Raw genomic sequence first — 15,913 nt, forward strand, 5'->3', positions numbered from 1 at the left:
TCTCGGCGCTTTCGGGCCCGGCTCAGGCCACGAGATCGCCGTCCCCCGCGCTCGCCTCCTCTTCGTCTTCACCCACCGCCGGCTCCCTCGGCTCCTCCACGCTCGACCCCTCGCCCGCGGTCGCCCCGCCATACCGCTTGCCGGCCCGCTCCGAGGCCTTCAGCACGGGCCCTCGGATCGTCTCGATCGCCTCGGCCGGCGCATCGGAGAGCTCCAGGTTGGAGAGCACCGCGGAGACGACCCGGAACCACTGGCTGCGCGCCGCCGCGATCGTCGCCCTGGTCACCGGCGCCGTCTTCTCCTTCGCGGCGAGCTCGTCCCGCTGGTGCTCGATCGCCTCGAGCTCCTTGCCCGTCTTGATCCACCGCTGCGTCGTGTGGAGCAGCGTTGTCTTCCCGGCCGCCGGGATCCCCTTCAGGAACTCGCCGATCGACGGCTCCTCATCGAGGAGCCGGGCGACACGCGCGGTGTTACCCGCCTCGGCGGTCGGCGAGGCCTTGATGATGGTGAGCCCGTTCGGAAACAGCCTCGGCTGCACCTGGTCGCAGGTCGCGGCGCGCCCTCTCTCCGGAGGGTCCTCTCCGAGGCAATGCTCGCGGTGCGCGTCGATGCCCCAGCACACGGCCCTGGCGAGGTGATCGTGCCGCTCGTCGACCCGCGCGACCTCCTCGTTCAAGGCGCTCATCCTGGCCGATGGCCCGGCCTTGCTCGGGCGCACCGCGAGCACGGCCTTGTGGGCCGAGATCACCTTCGGGTGCAGGCCGGCGATCTCGGGTATCGAGAGGAACAGCCGCTTCCGTTGCGCGCTCTCGACCCACGGGGCCAAGAGCGCGACCATCTCTTCGATCATCAGGTGCTTCAACATCGCATAGACCTCCTCGTCCGGGGTACAGCGTGTCCGGTCAGGAGACGGCGGAGCGGCAGAGCCCGTCAAGAGGACCGCAGGTTTGCGACGGCGCGAGACCAACCCGGCCGCCTGAAAAGGAGGTGCCACGGAGGTCACGACCAGCGCCGGCGCTCGTTGCGAGGCCGCGGACAGGTCGCGATCGACCGCGGAGGATCTTTTCGGCCCGGGAACAGGTCCCGATCAAAAGAAATGAATTTTTTCATACAAACGGCGTGGTCCCGACCAGGCCATCGGCTCAAGACGAGCCTCGCGATGGGTCGAGACCACGCGGGGGGCATCCGAACGAGCGGCCGGAAAGGTCGAGACCCCTCGGCGGCCTCCTGGGTGAGTGCTATCTCAGGGGGACGGAAGGCACAGGGGCCGCAGCCCCATACCCACCGGGGTCAGCAGCTACGGGGGACCGGTTCGAAAACGGTGACGACGTGGGGAGCGGCGCCACTGAGCAGATGGCAGGGTGCACGCCCGACAAGAGATGCACAGACATGTTCGTCGATTGCCAGGACATCGGCGGCAAGTGCATCACGGGATATCCAGGCTGCGACAAATGGCGCCATACATCGTGCAAAAGCTGCCTTGAAGCCTGCCAATCGGGCGCACCTTACCCACCAGCGTGCAAATGCAGATCGTGCGGATTCAGATGATGAATGAGCTGAACCAGGGCGCAGTCTACGTTGCCATGGGCGGGGTTGCCGGAGCGGCTCTAGCCAAGGTTGCATCCCCGGTCGTGGTCGACGATGACAGTCTCCTGCTGGGGCCATCAAGAATCGACCCGAAACGTCATCGCGCTGCGCGCATCAGATACTTTGGTGGAGAGCCGTCTACCGATCTAAATGAAGAGCTTGCGCGTTCTGATGGGCCGCCGGTCTGCGTGGCGCTTCCGCCGACACCAGACGGCCTGATGAGCCTCTGTCGGATCTGTGCTTCCGTAGTCGAGCGAGGGCGCGCGTTGTTCGTCGTTGATCTCAGCCCAGACGCCGCCGGAGCATCTCCGCAAGGGCCCGGCCCAGGCAGGGCCATCGCCCTCGATGTCGCGGATGCTCTGCTACGCAAGCCCCCTGTGGTCCAATGGTCGAAGCTCGAGACAGCTCTCGCGGCTACGCTCTGGAAATTGTGGTGCCGCCGCTCGCCCGTTGCCTTTTCCAGGTTCTGTGCATCTGGGAGCATGTTCCACCCGCAGCTGGCCAACCTTGGGCGCTATCATGCCGGACTCTTTCCCAGACGGGTAGGCCACAAGCTCTTACTATCACGCTTTGACGAGCGTCTCCTACGACAGCTATCGCAAGAGTGGCTCTCGCCAGTTAAAGTGTTCGTCAACGCGATCAACGCCGAATCTGAGCTCGCTGCATGGTTTTCACACACAGGGGATCTGTACGTGGCCAAACGGCTCAATGATTGGTATCACCACACGCGAGGCCGTATCATCGAACGCCGGAACGCGAATCACCCGAGACCTTCCGAGATGACGAGGTGGTCCTTTCGATGGCATGCGGGGAGCGAGGAGTTCCTCGACGCGCTGCCGAGTGTGCAAGCGGCCCCGCCTGTATCTATCGGAGGTGCTACCGCGTACGATCCTGACCACGTATGGGTATGCCAATCTGATGCACGAGGCACACCTTACCTGAGCCGATTTGACACCCCATCGTCAGGCGACACGCTGGAATAGGGCGTATCGGATAGCGCCTGTGACGATGCAAGGTCCTTCGCCAGCGCGTCCGTTGCTGCTGAAACGCCCCTCCGCCTAGCGGTTCGTCAACCATGTGGTTGGCGAACAGTCCTCGCCCAGAATCCGCTGCCCCACGACGATTTCGCTTGACCATGGCACGACGGCACCGGCTCGCCGGCGTACTCCGCGATCGCCGCGGCTTCAGCGGCGGAGGGGGCCGTGCCGAGCTCGCGCCCATGCTCCGCGTCACCCGCACGGCTCGCGAGCGCGGCCAGGGGAATGAGGTCACCATCGACCGACCGGGCTCGTGCTCGAGGACCTCGACGCCGAACCTCACGCGCGGTCACGACCGAGACGCGAGGCATTTCCCGTTGCGATGCTTTTTGCGGCCCGCCGAGAGAATTTTCGTCGCTTGTGCGCAATGCTTCGCGTCGACATCGCGCGGAACGCGCGGCGCTTCTGCGCGCCCGGCTGCACCGTCACGGTGGTATGAAAAGCAACGCCGCACTGGATTGGGCCAGCGCGGCGTTGTGGTCCCCCTCGAGTGCGCCGAGGCGAACCGTGCGTGCTTCTGTTCCAGCAGGCCATCCACGGCAGGCGGCCGCCCTGGCAGCCGTCCTTGCCTCCACGTTCCCCCTACAAGCCGCGGCCGCGGACCCGCCCCCGCGGTCCCGCGAGGTCCAGGAGCTCATCGACGAGGCGGAGAAGGCCGCCAAGCGGCTCGATCTCGATCGCGCTCGCGCGTACTGGGCGCAGGTCAACGAGCTCGAGCCCTCGCCGATGGTCGCGAGGTGAGCGCGGGCGGCCCCGTCTTCCTCGCGCCCGGACAGCACGAGGTCACGGCGACGGGAAAGCAGGGGCAGGTAGCCCGTGAGCTCGTGAAGGTGGCGGCCGGCGAGTCGCAGCACGTGTCGCTCACCTTCAGGACCCCGAAGGCTGCCCCGGCGCGGACGCGCAACCCGTGGATCATCGGCACCGGCGCGGCTGCCTCGGCGGCCCTGCTCGGCGCCGGTGTCGGCCTTCACCTGGCCGGCGACGCCGCTGAGCGCGAAACAATCGCCAAGGTGGCCCGCCTGAACGACGGCTCGATGCTCCACAGCAGCCCGGAGTATCGCCAAGTCTACGACGAAGCGGACGCGGCCGACACACGAGCAAGCCTGTTCCCTGGCTTGGGCTCGGCTGCGATCGTCGCCGGCGCAGCGCTCGGCGCCGCGACGATCGTCTACGTCGTCTGGCCGCGGAAGGCCGAGATCCGCCCGCGAGGCGCCGGCGCGGAGGTCCAGCTCGTATGGTAGCGGCGGGTGAAATCTGGGAAGGCCACGAGCTGCTCAACGAGGAACGCGGCCTGGTCCGTCACTTCCTCGCGCGGCAGGTCGGCGACAAGGGAGACCTCGTCTGGTTGCACGTCCACGAGGGCGCGGGCCTCGAGGAGAGCGCCTTCGCCGAGGAACTGGCGCGCCTACAGCGCCTCTCCGACGAGGTCCCCGAGATCGTCCGCGTGCTCTACGGGGGGGTGCGCGGCTCCGTGGCGTGGGCAGCGACCCCCGTGCTCCGCGACGCGGTCCCGCTCCTCGACGCCATGCGCGGGCAGGACCTCGGGCCGGCCGCGCTCCAAAAGCTGATCGCCATCGGCCGCTGTCTCGAGCGCGCTCATGAGCGCTCCATGATCCATGGCGCCCTCAGTCCGGACCGTGTCTTCGTCGTGGGCGAAGGCCGGTACGCGATAACGCACTTCGGCTTTGTGCGGCTCTTTCAGCTCGGCCCAGACGATGCTCTGCGCGATCCGTACGGGTACGCACCGCCGGAGCGCTTCTCCGGTGGACGCATCGGACTTCGCGCGGAGGTCTACGGCTTCGGCACCGTCATGTACGAGCTCTTGTGCCAACGCCCCCTGTCGACGTGGACCGAGCCCACGAGTTTCCCCGTCGGGATGCCGCTGATGCTTCGGATGATGATCAAGGGAGCCCTCGAGGAGAACCCCAAGCGACGGCACCCGAGCGTCCGAAAGATGCTCGTTGCTCTGACGCCCTTCGCCCGCGCGTGGGAAGAGCTCGGCGAGCCGCCGGAACCTTCGCACGCGCACATCTTCGCCGCGCCGTCCGGCGCTCGGCGCAAGCCGGACGAGGGAGCGCCGATCTCCGTGGAGAACGAGGCGGAGCCGCTCGGCTCGGGTGAACAGGTGGGCCGAACCAGCACGCTCCCCACGCCGCGCCCGTCCGAAGCGCCCGACACGGCCAGGAGCGCGCCGCCGCGGGACGCGCAGGACCACGCCACCCACGCGCCGCCGCTCGCCGAGCCGCGCCCTCCCGGCACGCCCGACACGCTCAAGAGCGCGATACCGCCGCGGGACACGCGGGACCACGTCACCCACGCGCCCCCGGTCGTACCGCCGGCGCCTCCAGCGCCCGAGCTCCCGGACCTCCATCCGCCGCTGCCGGTCCCGCCGGCGCCTTCGATCGCTCCGCCTCCTCCGCTGCTGCTGGTCGCGCCAGCGCCCTCGACCTCTCGAGATTCAAGCACCACACCGGAGCGACGCTCCCGCGCGCGCTGGTACGGCGCGGTGCTCGCGCTGGCGTTCGTGCCGGGCAGCGCGGCCGCGGTCCTCTGGCGCGAACCTTCCCGCCGAGCCGCGATATGCCTGGGGCCGGTTGTCCAGGCTGCTGCGGTTCGAGCCGCTCCGCCGCACCCCGCTCGACCGCTCGCTCGAGGCCCTGAGCCGCTCCCCGAGGCTGCCCCGCCGCCGGTCCCGCCGCGGCGTCGCGCGACCCGCCCCGCCGCTCCCGCACGGCAGGCCATGAAGACGCCGGCCCAGGAGTTCGATCTCTGCGACGGCCTGATCCCTTGTCAGAAGGACTTTTACTGAGCAGCTGAAGGGGTTCTCATGCGGTCGAGCGCTTGCTTTGTAAGTGTCGCCGTTGTGCTGACGGCGTGTGGGGACGGGCTCGATGCCTACGGTGTCGCTGCCCCGCGGACGGACGACAACGCCGTATGGCTCTGGACTGGCGAGAGTCCCGATGCACCGGCATGTCCGGGTCACCGGCTGGATTTCTGGGAGGGATGGGCTGAGGTGGGCGCTGTCGACGAGTGCGGCGTGTGCACGTGTGGACCAGCCCTGTGCACGTTGCCGTCGAGCGTGACAGCACACAGGTCGCTGCGCTGCAGCGACTACGGAACCCAGATCGTCTTCGATGATCAAGACGCGGACGAGGATCGCGCGGGCGTGTGCCGCAAGGCGGCCCCTCCTGTGCCAAGCGAGGTGTTCACCTCGGTCACCTTCGATCCGCCGACCCTCGCTGCCGAGTGCGTTGCCTCGCCGTCGTTCGATCCCCCGCCGATCTCCGCCACCTTCGCAAAAGCCTGTCCGATGGAGTCAACCACCCATCCACGGAGGGATTGGCGAGCGTGTATCTCTCCCGAAGATGACGAACTATGTCCGCCAGGGTTCAACATACGATTTGAGTTCAAGGAACGAATCGCAGACGCGCGCACGTGCGCCCCATGTTCCTGCGAGGCTCCAGAAGGTGGGAGCTGCGAGGCTGAATTGCTCGTGTATGCCGAATCGAGCTGCACCACCAAGATCATCGGAGGTGGGTTCGGCGTCGACCAGAACGACAGTCGGTGCACCGACATCGATCCCCTTCCGATCGCGGCGATGCGTGCTGTGCTTACCCATGAAGATCCGGGCACGTGCACGCCGAAGTCGCCCGTCTCCCAGGTAATCGGCGATCTCGTCAGCGGAGAACCGCGCGTCTTCTGCTGCTCCAACAACTTCAACTGAAGGGCGGTACCCACGATGCGATCGAATGCATCATACCTCCTTGCAGTGTTCGCACTGCTCGGGTGCTACTCGATAGACCTTCCCCCAGAGCTACCGGAGCCCGATCGTACGAAGGAAATATTTATCCTCATGGAAGGCGCTGGAGAATTCAAGCGATGTGAGGCGTTCAGCGCGGAGCTTTTATGGGAAGGATACTTCGAAGAAGAGGGGTTCAGCGCGGAGGACAAGTGTGAGCCCTGCGAATGTGCGCCGGCCGAGTGCGAACTGCCGTCGAAGGTGACTGCCAGCGCGTCGGTCTGTTCTCGTGAGGACGCCGTCGGCACGCTTGAAGCCGGCGCGTCATGGGACGGTTCCTGTTCAGCGGCCGAAGAGCCGATCCCGGGAGACGCCGTCGCTACAGTAACGTTCGAGCCGTCGACCCTCGCGCCGTGCGCTCCGGTGTCTCCGGTACCGAAACCGTCGATGGGCAGTCTACAGTTCGTCAGGGCCTGCAAGTCCGATCCTCCCGCGTACGCACCGACGCTCAGCATGACGTGCTACCCTCCTCAGGAAAACGGCGAGTGCTGGAAGGGCTACGACCGCAAGCTCGAATATCCCATGCTCAACGACACCCGCCAATGCTCTCCGTGCTCTTGCGGCGCGCCGAGCGGCGGAAACTGCACGGCGGAAGTCATGCTGTACCAGGATCCAGACTGCGTCAGCGAGGTCGTGGCCGAGTACGTCACCAATCACAGCAACCCTGTTTGCACCAGGGCGACGAGCGCGCCGCTTGCGGCGATGCGATCGGTGTTCTTGAAGAGCGAGCCTGGAACGTGCGCCCCGTCGACCGACTCCGAGATCGTGAGCGGTTCGCTGGAGCCCGGGGTCACACACGTCTTGTGCTGTGAACGCTAGGCGCCGCAGGCGGACACGGCGGCGGCCGCGCGGAGATCGCCGACGTGCCCGTGCTCGCCGGCCGGAACGGCGTCCAGCGGCAGGCGCCGCCCCATGCGAGGGCGGCGCGGCGCTGGGCGTCGAGCCGGCCGTCGAGGCGGGCACGCGGGCCGAACGCTCGCGCATCTGCACCACGTCGCCGAGGCGGAACACCACCCCGAGGGGCGACCCCGCGGAGCTCGGCCAGCCGGAAGCGCGTGTGGCCGCGGGCGTCATTCCTCGTCCTGCGTGGCGCGTTCTTCAAGTCGCTGGACGCGCGGGTGAGCTGTGCCGTCGTCCACCACCACCCAAGGAGCCAGCGGATCGTACGCTGTGACACCCCACACCGGCAGCGGCGCTCCTTGAGCGATTTCAGCAAGACCGTGTCGCTTTATTTCATCGCCGACAGCCGTCAACCTATAGTGAGCCTCTAGCATAGGTGCTCTGTCCGTCCTATAGGGCACACTCTCCAGCGCGGCCTCGGCCCCACGGTGCTCGGCCCACTGGCGCAGCCGCATGGCGAGAAAGCAATCGCCGATGCGCATCCCCCAACCATGACGCAGCTCTTCGCCAGCCGGTGAACGGTGCATGAATACGTCCACGGGCGTCGACCAGTCTTTATCGAGACACGCGAACAAGAGCTCGTCAACCCAAGACAAGGTGAGCGCGCTGCCGTCCACCCGAGGAAAGAATGCAGCTTGGTGGGTGCCCAACTCTACGAACTCCTTCCGTGCTCGATCTGCGCGCCCCCCCTCGGTGGACAGCACCGGAGACCGACCGGATAGCTTTCGCCAAGAGCGCGCCATGTGCTGGACGCGCGTCCGAGATAGAGCGCGCGCGTCGTCCAGACCGCGGCGCGCGTCGGCCGGCTTCACGTGGACGAATCCACGGCCAAACCCGTCCTCCGGCGCATCTCCCAGGACGACGATGTCGAGATCCGGGTGCTTGGGCCGATAGCGGAGCCTCCACGCGCAGAGCGCCCACAGCATCAGCCTGTCCCTCCACAAACCGGAGGTCCATACGACGATTCGCTGACGCGATTTCAACGCATTGACAACATCATGAAACCGCGAATAAAACCGTGTCCTCTCCCGCCCTCGAAGGTTCCAATAATCGCACCGCCGCTCACAATGAACTTCGGAATCGGACGCACACGGCCCCTCCAGCACGTTATCGCTCACGAAACGTACAGGAAGACCAAGCCCGCGCCGGATCGCTCTCCGAATGTCCTCATTTGCAGTGACGTGAATCGTCATTAAAACCTCAGAATAGACACTTTTTGCAATCCGACGATGGAGGATCCCCGGACTCGCATCGTCTATAGCAGGTTCGACACTTCGTTTCGCCTGCGTCTCCAGACCCTGGTCTCGCACAAGACCGCCACGGACCGCGGTCCATGCAATCCTGATACTTCTCATCGCAGCTTCTATTGCTTGTCCGCTCGCAACCCTCTCGACAGCTCTTGTATCTAGCGTATGCGCTATCCCGACACGCTGTCCGCTGCGCTTCGTTCTCCATCTTTCCACACTGAATATTGTCAGACTCGGAGCCCGCCTCGCATTTCTCCTCACACGGTGTCTGGCTCGCGATGTTGCAGACTGGAGGAGAAGGCGGATCCATGTCCTGCGTCTCCAGCGGTACGGGTCCGATGCCGCCGGCTCCTGTCTGGCCGAACCCGTAGCCGCCCGCCCCTGTCGCGGTGATGATGATCCCGCCGGCGCCGCTCTCGCCCTCAGCCCGGAGGTAGCAGTCTCCGACATCGAAGTTGCACCCCGCAAGACCGAGAAATCCAACAGCCAACAGCTTGTTCATTCCGGCTCTCCCCCGAATCTCCAGATAGGCCCAGCGGTTACCATCACGACCACGCTGCCAGGAAGAACACGACTGCTCCCGCCGGCCCAGTCCACGTTGAGGCTCGTGGATACCCCCAGACGCCCAGCGAAGTACCAGTCGGACTGTGCGCGCCCGCCTGGAGCAAACCCCATCACGCGGTCACAGATCACGGCACCGCATACCGGCATCGAGTAGAGCGACAGGGATGGACCAAGGCTGACGTTGCCCGTCTTCGTGACGTATCCAACGGCAACCGCCGTTCGATCATAAACACCTACACGTGCCCCCGGGATGATGCTGAGCATGTTGTGGACTTCGATCCGGAAGTCCCTCTCTTTTCGCCAGAGCCAGCCGGCGAAGGGGCTCACGGCCAGCTTGGGTTCGGTCCCGACCTGGATCCCGCCCACGCTCACGCCACCGCTGAACTCGAGTGCCTGCGCCGACGCCGGAACAAGGACGAGCGCGCATGCGCAGAGCAGGCAGACGTTGCCGTGTGAGCGCATCGACATGGTGGCCGTCCCCCCGGCCGAGCCCCGACACGCGCCATGTGGGGCGCAAACAGTTTTTCTGGGCGTGATTCGGGCGTCAAGGAAAATGGGGAATTTCGGCTAGTCGATAGAAGGGCAGTTCGACCGTCTCGGGTGCATCTGGTACGCAGGCGGTTACGCGGTGGCGCCGTTCGTCAACCAAGTGGTTGGCGAACAGTCCTCGTCCAGAATCCGCTGTCCCGCGACGATTTCGCTTGACCATGGCACCGTGCTCGCCGGCGTGCTCCGCGACCGCCGTGGCTGCAGCAGCGGAGGAGCACGACCCCGGGAGCGGGCGGCTGCTCGGGACCTTCCCCCAGGCGTTCAGCCACCTTGCGCTGGTCGGCACCGCGTTCAAGCTGACCCCGGATCGCTCAGGTCCCGCGGGTCATCGAGCCCGTCGACGCTCCAAGGAAAGGAGAGCTGGATGCGCGCCATCACGGTCGAGCCCGGCAAGCCACGCTCCGGGCTCCTGGAAGACATCCCCGAGCCGCCCGTCGAGCACGGGCCCGTGCTGGTCAAGACGCTCGCCATCGGCGTGTGCGGTACGGACGTCGAGATCGTGAACGGCGGTTACGGCTGGGCGCCGCCGGGCAAGACGCGACTCGTGATAGGGCACGAGTCGCTCGGCGAGGTGCTCGAGGCGCCGCCCGACAGCGGGCTCGACAGGGGCGACTGGGTGGTGGGAATCGTGCGCCGCCCCGACCCGGTCCCGTGCGCGAGCTGCGCGAAGGGCGAGTGGGACATGTGCCGCAACGGCCGCTACACCGAGCGCGGCATCAAGGCGATCGACGGCTACGCCTCGGAGCGGTACCGCATCGAGCCCGAGTTCGCGGTGGTCATCGACAAGAAGCTCGGGGAGCGGGGCGTGCTGCTCGAGCCGGCGAGCGTCGTGGCCAAGGCCTGGGACCAGATCGAGCGCATCAGCGCGCGGACGAGCTGGAAGCCGAGGAGCGTGCTTGTCACGGGGGCGGGCCCCATCGGCCTGCTCGCGGCGCTGCTCGGCGTGGAGCGGGGCCTCGAGGTGCGCGTGCTCGACCGGGTGACCGAGGGGCCGAAGCCCGGTCTCGTGCGCGAGCTCGGCGCGGCGTACCACGCGAGCAGCGTGCAGGAGGCCGGGGCGGGCGTGGACGCGGTCATCGAGTGCACGGGGGTCGGGAAGCTCATCTACGACGCGATGCAGATCGTGGCGCCGGTCGGCCTTGTGTGCCTGGCCGGCGTGTCGTCGGGGGGACGGACGCTCCCGGTCGACGTCCAGGGCCTGAACCGCGAGATGGTGCTCGAGAACACGGTCGTCTTCGGCACGGTCAACGCGAACCGGCGGCACTACGAGGCGGCCGCCGCGTCGCTCGCCCGGGCGGATCAAGGCTGGCTCGATCGCCTCATCACCCGCTGCGTCCCGCTCGACCGCTGGGCCGAGGCGCTCGTGCGCCAGCCGGCGGACGTGAAGCCCATCGTGACCTTCGGGTGAGCGGAACGGCCCCGTGGGCAAGAGCGCCGCGCCGCAGCGCGCTTGGTCGAGACCGCGAACGGGGCGCTCCCTCGGCCCCGCCCGCGCCCCGTGACCGCCCCGTCGGTTTTCGTTTGCCTCCCGCGCGCACGGGCAACATGGACCGCGGCGCATGCGAACCGAGCGGCTCGCCGCGGACGCGGCATCCATCGCACGGGCCGCCGAGATCCTCCGCCGCGGAGGGCTCGTCGCCTTCCCCACCGAGACCGTGTACGGCCTCGGCGCGCGCGCCGACGACGCGCGCGCGGCGCGCGGCATCTTCGAGGCGAAGGGCCGGCCGCCCGGCAACCCGCTGATCGTCCACGTCCCGGATGTCGCAGCCGCCCGCGCGCTCGCCGACGGCTGGCCGGCGGACGCGGAGCGCCTCGCGCAGGCGATGTGGCCGGGTCCCCTCACCCTCGTCGTCGCGCGCCGGCCCGACCGCGTCGCCGACGAGGTGGCCGCCGGCGGGCCGACCGTGGCGATCCGCGTGCCGGTGCACCCTGTCGCGCGCGCCCTGCTCGAGGCCGTCGCGCTGCCGATCGCCGCGCCGAGCGCCAACCGCTCCACCGAGATCTCGCCGACCACCGCCGAGCACGTCGAGAAGAGCCTCGGCGGGCGCATCGACGCCATCCTCGACGGCGGGCCCACCGCGGTCGGCATCGAGTCCACCATCGTCGACGTCACGACCTCGCCGGCGCGGCTGCTTCGCCCGGGGCACGTGGCCGCCGAGACGATCGCCGCCCTCGTGCCGCTCCAGACGACCGCGGGGCTGATCACCGCCCCGGCCGAGCGCGCCCCGTCCCCGGGGACGCACGCGCGCCACTACGCCCCGCACGCGCACGTGGCGCTGGTCCCCGCGGAGGCCGTCCGCGGCGAGGTCGAGCGCGCCGCGCGGGCCGGCGCGCGCGCCGGCGCCATCGAGCACGGCCGCCGCACCGCGACCGGGCCGCACGCCGAGCTCCTCCCCGCGGATCCCGCCGGCTATGCGGCGGCGCTCTACGCCGCGCTGCACCGGCTCGAGGACGCCGGCTGCGACGTGATCGTCATCGCCGCCGTCCCCGAGGATCCGGCGTGGAACGCCGTGCGGGACCGGCTGACGCGCGCCTCCGCGCCCCCCTGAGCCGGCCGCGCGATCGGCGAACAACGCTGAACAACGCTGGAACAGGGCCTCGGCCGCGCCCAGGTGGGTTTTCATCCCCCGCGCTGGCGGTTTGTGGCAAATCAGGGTCGCCCGCCCGCCGGGTGAGCTACCTTCCGTCGCGCGTCTCGCCCTTCCTCGTCGACCCCATGCCGGCAACGTCCCGCGCCGCCGTCCCCAGCCTCGCCGCCGCCGTCGGCCTCGCCGCCGCGCTCGTCGCCGCCCCGCCGGACGCCGGCGCCAGCCTGCTCGACGAGCCGCCGAAGCGCGCGAGCTTCAACCTGAACGAGACGGTCGCGCCGGAGCTGCCGCTCCTCCGCGCCTTCCGCAACGCCGCGGTCGAGCGCCCCGGCCCGCTCCGGCTCTACATGAGCAGCGCGTACGGGAAATGGCAGCAGCAGCCGTGGTGGCAGCTCGCCTGGGGCAGCGCGCGCCCGGACGCCGCCGACCTCGGCGAGCGCGGCCTCGCCGCCGCCGCCCCCGGCGCCCCGGCGTTCGCGAGCGCGTACTCGCCCTTCTCCCCGTTCGAGCCGCCCGGATCCCTTCACCTCGATCCGGCCGCCCCGGCGTGGCTCCGCCAGCTCGATCCGATCCTCGCCCCGCCGTTCCTCGCGACCACGGGGCCGAGCCTCTCGTCGAACGGCTTCGATCTGCTCTGGGACCCGCCGAAGAAGCAGCCGCCCGACTGGCGATGCCGCCGGGGCCCGGTCCAGTTCGCCCGGTACGGCGGTCAGCACGACGCCTTCGAGCTTGTGCGCTGCGACGGCTCCGTCGCACCCGGCGCGCTCGATCGCCTGTCGATCATGGCGCGCCCCCCCGAGGCGCCGGACCCGGGCGAGCTGCTGCCCGACGAGCCCGACGAAGGCACGTGGCAGCGGGCGCTCGAGTGGGTGCCCCAGGTCCGCCTCGTCCACCCGCGCCTGCTCTGGGCGCTCCAGCAGATCGCCGACGCCTTCCCGCGCCGCGGGGTCCACATCTTCAGCGGGTACCGCCCGCGCCCCGCCGGGGACGGGCCGGCGCGGGGGAAGGCCTCCGGCGGTCACCACAGCCAGCACGCCGAAGGCCGCGCCATGGACATCCTCGTCATGGGCGTCCCGAACGCGGCGCTGTTCCAGTTCTGTCGCACGCTCGACGACGTCGGCTGCGGGTTCTACCCCAACAGCAAGTTCGTCCACGTCGACGTGCGCCGCCCCGGCACCGGCCGCCTCTTCTGGATCGACGCCTCCGGGCCCGGCGAGCCGTCGGAGTACGTCGATTCCTGGCCCGGCGTCGTCGAGAGCGGAGGGCTCTCCTGGGGAGCGCAGGGCGCGCGCACCGGCGCGCCGGCGCCTCGCTGACGTCGCCTGCCCGCGGGCGTTCTCGCACCTCCTCCGGGCTTCACCTGCGCTATCGGGGCGCGCCGCAGCCTATTCCCGTTCCGGATGGAGAAAGCTCCAGGGCGCGGCGAGCTTGCGTCCCCGGGATCGGTGTTAAGCTTGGGTTCCCCCTGGGCGCGCGGCGCACGATGGAGGGCGGAGCTCGGAGAGCCGGGCTCCGCTCCCGCACCTCCGGCGGCCAAGGCCGCCCCGCGGTCGCCCCGGAGAAAAAGGTGCGAAATGGGCGAGTTGCGGACAGGGATGGTTGAGAAGATCGCGGCGCTTCAGGACTTCGCGCTCTACCGCGATCTCGCGTGGGAGGGCACGTTCGAAGAGTACCTCCAGATCGTGCGCCAGAACCCGCAGGTGACGCGCAACGCGTTCCAGCGGGCGTACGACATGATCATCCGCTACGGCATCGAGGAGTACACGGACAACAAGAAGAAGCTCATCCGGTACAACTTCTTCAAGGATGAGATGCACGGCGGCGCCGACGCCGTGTACGGGCTCGACATCCCGCTGATGCGGCTCGTCCACGTGCTCCGGGCCGCCTCCGAGGGGTACGGCCCGGAGAAGCGCGTCATCCTGCTGCACGGCCCGGTCGGCTCGTCGAAGTCGACGATCGCCCGGCTCCTCAAGAAGGGGATCGAGCACTACTCGACGACCCCCGACGGCGCGCTCTACACGTTCGACTGGGTGAACCTCGACGACGTCGGCATGGCGGGGACGGAGAGCGCCCGCTTCAAGTGCCCGATGCACGAGGAGCCGCTGCGCCTCGTCCCGCCGTCCTGGCGCGACCGCGCGTTCCGCGAGCTCGGCCTCTCGAGCCCGCAGTTCCAGGTCCGCTCCGAGGGCGACCTCGACCCGGCGTGCCGCTTCATCTTCAACCGCCTGATGGACAAGTACGGCGGCGACTGGTCGAAGGTGATGCAGCACGTGCGCGTGCGTCGCCTCGTGCTCAGCGAGAAGGACCGCGTCGGCATCGGCACCTTCCAGCCGAAGGACGAGAAGAACCAGGACTCGACCGAGCTCACCGGCGACATCAACTACCGCAAGATCGCCGAGTACGGCTCGGACTCGGACCCGCGCGCCTTCAACTTCGACGGCGAGTTCAACATCGCGAACCGCGGCATCGTCGAGTTCATCGAGGTGCTGAAGCTCGACGTCGCGTTCCTCTACGACCTGCTCGGCGCGTCGCAGGAGCACAAGATCAAGCCGAAGAAGTTCGCCCAGACGGACGTCGACGAGGTCATCATCGGCCACACGAACGAGGCCGAGTACAAGAAGCTCCTGAACAACGAGTTCATGGAGGCGCTCCGCGACCGCACGATCAAGATCGATATCCCCTACATCACGAAGGTGTCGGAGGAGATCCGGATCTACGAGAAGGACTTCAACAAGGAGAAGATCCGCGGCAAGCACATCGCCCCTCACACGCTCGAGGTCGCCGCGATGTGGGCCGCGCTCACCCGGCTCGAGGACCCGAAGAAGCACAACCTGTCGCTCGTCCAGAAGATGAAGCTCTACGACGGCAAGGTCCTGCCCGGCTACACGCAGGACACCGTGAAGGAGCTCCGCAAGGAGGCGTCGCGCGAGGGCATGGAAGGGATCAGCCCCCGCTACGTGCAGGACAAGATCTCGAACGCGCTCGTGAACGACCTCGGCGAGGGGACGATCAACCCCTTCATGGTCATGAGCGAGCTCGAGAAGGGCCTGCGCCACCACTCGCTCATCACGAACGACGAGCAGCGCAAGCGCTTCACCGAGTGCATCGGGATGGTGAAGCGCGAGTACGAGGAGCTCGTCAAGAACGAGGTGCAGCGGGCGATCAGCGCCGACGAGGACGCGATCCAGAAGCTCGCCGCGAACTACATCGACTCGATCAAGTCCTACACCCTGAAGGAGAAGGTGAAGGACCGCTTCACCCGCGAGGACGTCGAGCCGGACGAGCGGCTCATGCGCTCGATCGAGGAGAAGATCGACATCCCCGAGAACCGGAAGGACGACTTCCGCCGCGAGATCATGAACTACATCGGCGCGCTCGCGGTCGACGGCAAGAAGTTCGAGTGGCACACGAACGACCGGCTGCGCCGCGCCCTCGAGCTCAAGCTGTTCGAGGACCAGAAGGACGCGATCAAGCTCCAGACCCTCGTGTCGAGCGTCATCGACAAGGAGACGCAGGAGAAGATCGACATCATCAAGACCCGGATGATCAAGTACTTCGGGTACAACGAGGTCTCGGCGCGCGACGTGCTCGACTACGTGGCCAGCATCTACGCGCGCGGCGACACGAAGTGACCCGGCGGCG

At 68.0% G+C, this 15,913-nt stretch carries 12 protein-coding genes; 9 read left to right on the top strand and 3 right to left on the bottom strand.

Annotated features, from left to right (window positions below):
* Positions 1-22 precede the first annotated feature (22 nt).
* Positions 23-865 carry a hypothetical protein gene (locus WMF17_RS35730; protein WP_437645500.1) on the bottom strand — a complete coding sequence of 281 codons (843 nt, stop codon included), beginning with the start codon at positions 863-865 and terminating at the stop codon, positions 23-25.
* Positions 866-3,131: 2,266 nt separating this feature from the next.
* Between WMF17_RS35730 and WMF17_RS35735 the strand changes: the two genes are divergently transcribed.
* The 5 genes from WMF17_RS35735 to WMF17_RS35755 all read left to right on the top strand — a co-directional run bounded on the left by WMF17_RS35735 (position 3,132) and on the right by WMF17_RS35755 (position 7,242).
* On the top strand, positions 3,132-3,365 hold the full coding sequence (locus WMF17_RS35735) for a hypothetical protein (protein ID WP_437597844.1): 234 nt from the start codon (positions 3,132-3,134) through the stop codon (positions 3,363-3,365).
* A complete protein-coding gene (locus WMF17_RS35740; RefSeq protein WP_437597845.1) occupies positions 3,362-3,865 on the top strand; it encodes a hypothetical protein in 504 nt (167 codons plus the stop codon). The genes WMF17_RS35735 and WMF17_RS35740 overlap by 4 nt, the downstream gene beginning before the upstream one ends.
* Entirely contained in the window at positions 3,859-5,433 is a 1,575-nt protein-coding gene (locus WMF17_RS35745) for a protein kinase (RefSeq protein WP_437645502.1), read from the top strand. Before WMF17_RS35740 ends, WMF17_RS35745 begins: the two co-directional genes overlap by 7 nt.
* Positions 5,434-6,117: 684 nt before the next feature.
* Complete coding sequence (locus tag WMF17_RS35750) at positions 6,118-6,348, top strand: hypothetical protein (RefSeq protein ID WP_437597847.1); 231 nt, start codon at positions 6,118-6,120, stop codon at positions 6,346-6,348.
* Positions 6,349-6,363: 15 nt separating this feature from the next.
* The gene (locus WMF17_RS35755; RefSeq protein WP_437597848.1) at positions 6,364-7,242 is read left to right on the top strand and encodes a hypothetical protein; all 879 of its coding nucleotides are present in this window, start codon (positions 6,364-6,366) and stop codon (positions 7,240-7,242) included.
* Between the two features lie 251 nt (positions 7,243-7,493).
* Here WMF17_RS35755 and WMF17_RS35760 read toward each other — a convergent pair whose 3' ends face one another.
* Together WMF17_RS35760 and WMF17_RS35765 are read right to left on the bottom strand one after the other, a co-directional pair.
* Complete coding sequence (locus WMF17_RS35760) at positions 7,494-8,516, bottom strand: hypothetical protein (RefSeq protein ID WP_437645504.1); 1,023 nt, start codon at positions 8,514-8,516, stop codon at positions 7,494-7,496.
* A gap of 552 nt (positions 8,517-9,068) precedes the next feature.
* On the bottom strand, positions 9,069-9,602 hold the full coding sequence (locus WMF17_RS35765; protein WP_437645506.1) for a hypothetical protein: 534 nt from the start codon (positions 9,600-9,602) through the stop codon (positions 9,069-9,071).
* Between the two features lie 445 nt (positions 9,603-10,047).
* On the opposite strand from WMF17_RS35765, the gene WMF17_RS35770 reads away from it, so the two are divergent.
* From WMF17_RS35770 to WMF17_RS35785, 4 genes are all read left to right on the top strand, one after another.
* Positions 10,048-11,091, top strand: a complete 1,044-nt coding sequence (locus tag WMF17_RS35770) for a glucose 1-dehydrogenase (protein WP_437645508.1) — start codon at positions 10,048-10,050, stop codon at positions 11,089-11,091.
* Positions 11,092-11,242: 151 nt separating this feature from the next.
* Positions 11,243-12,232 carry an L-threonylcarbamoyladenylate synthase gene (locus WMF17_RS35775; protein ID WP_437645510.1) on the top strand — a complete coding sequence of 330 codons (990 nt, stop codon included), beginning with the start codon at positions 11,243-11,245 and terminating at the stop codon, positions 12,230-12,232.
* Positions 12,233-12,399: 167 nt separating this feature from the next.
* Positions 12,400-13,587 carry a YcbK family protein gene (locus WMF17_RS35780; RefSeq protein WP_437597853.1) on the top strand — a complete coding sequence of 396 codons (1,188 nt, stop codon included), beginning with the start codon at positions 12,400-12,402 and terminating at the stop codon, positions 13,585-13,587.
* Between the two features lie 258 nt (positions 13,588-13,845).
* Positions 13,846-15,903, top strand: coding sequence for a PrkA family serine protein kinase (locus WMF17_RS35785; RefSeq protein WP_437597854.1), 2,058 nt, complete (start codon positions 13,846-13,848; stop codon positions 15,901-15,903).
* Positions 15,904-15,913: the final 10 nt, after the last annotated feature.

Origin of the sequence: Sorangium sp. So ce362, from assembly GCF_051519845.1 — a bacterium.
GTDB lineage: Bacteria > Myxococcota_A > Polyangia > Polyangiales > Polyangiaceae > Sorangium.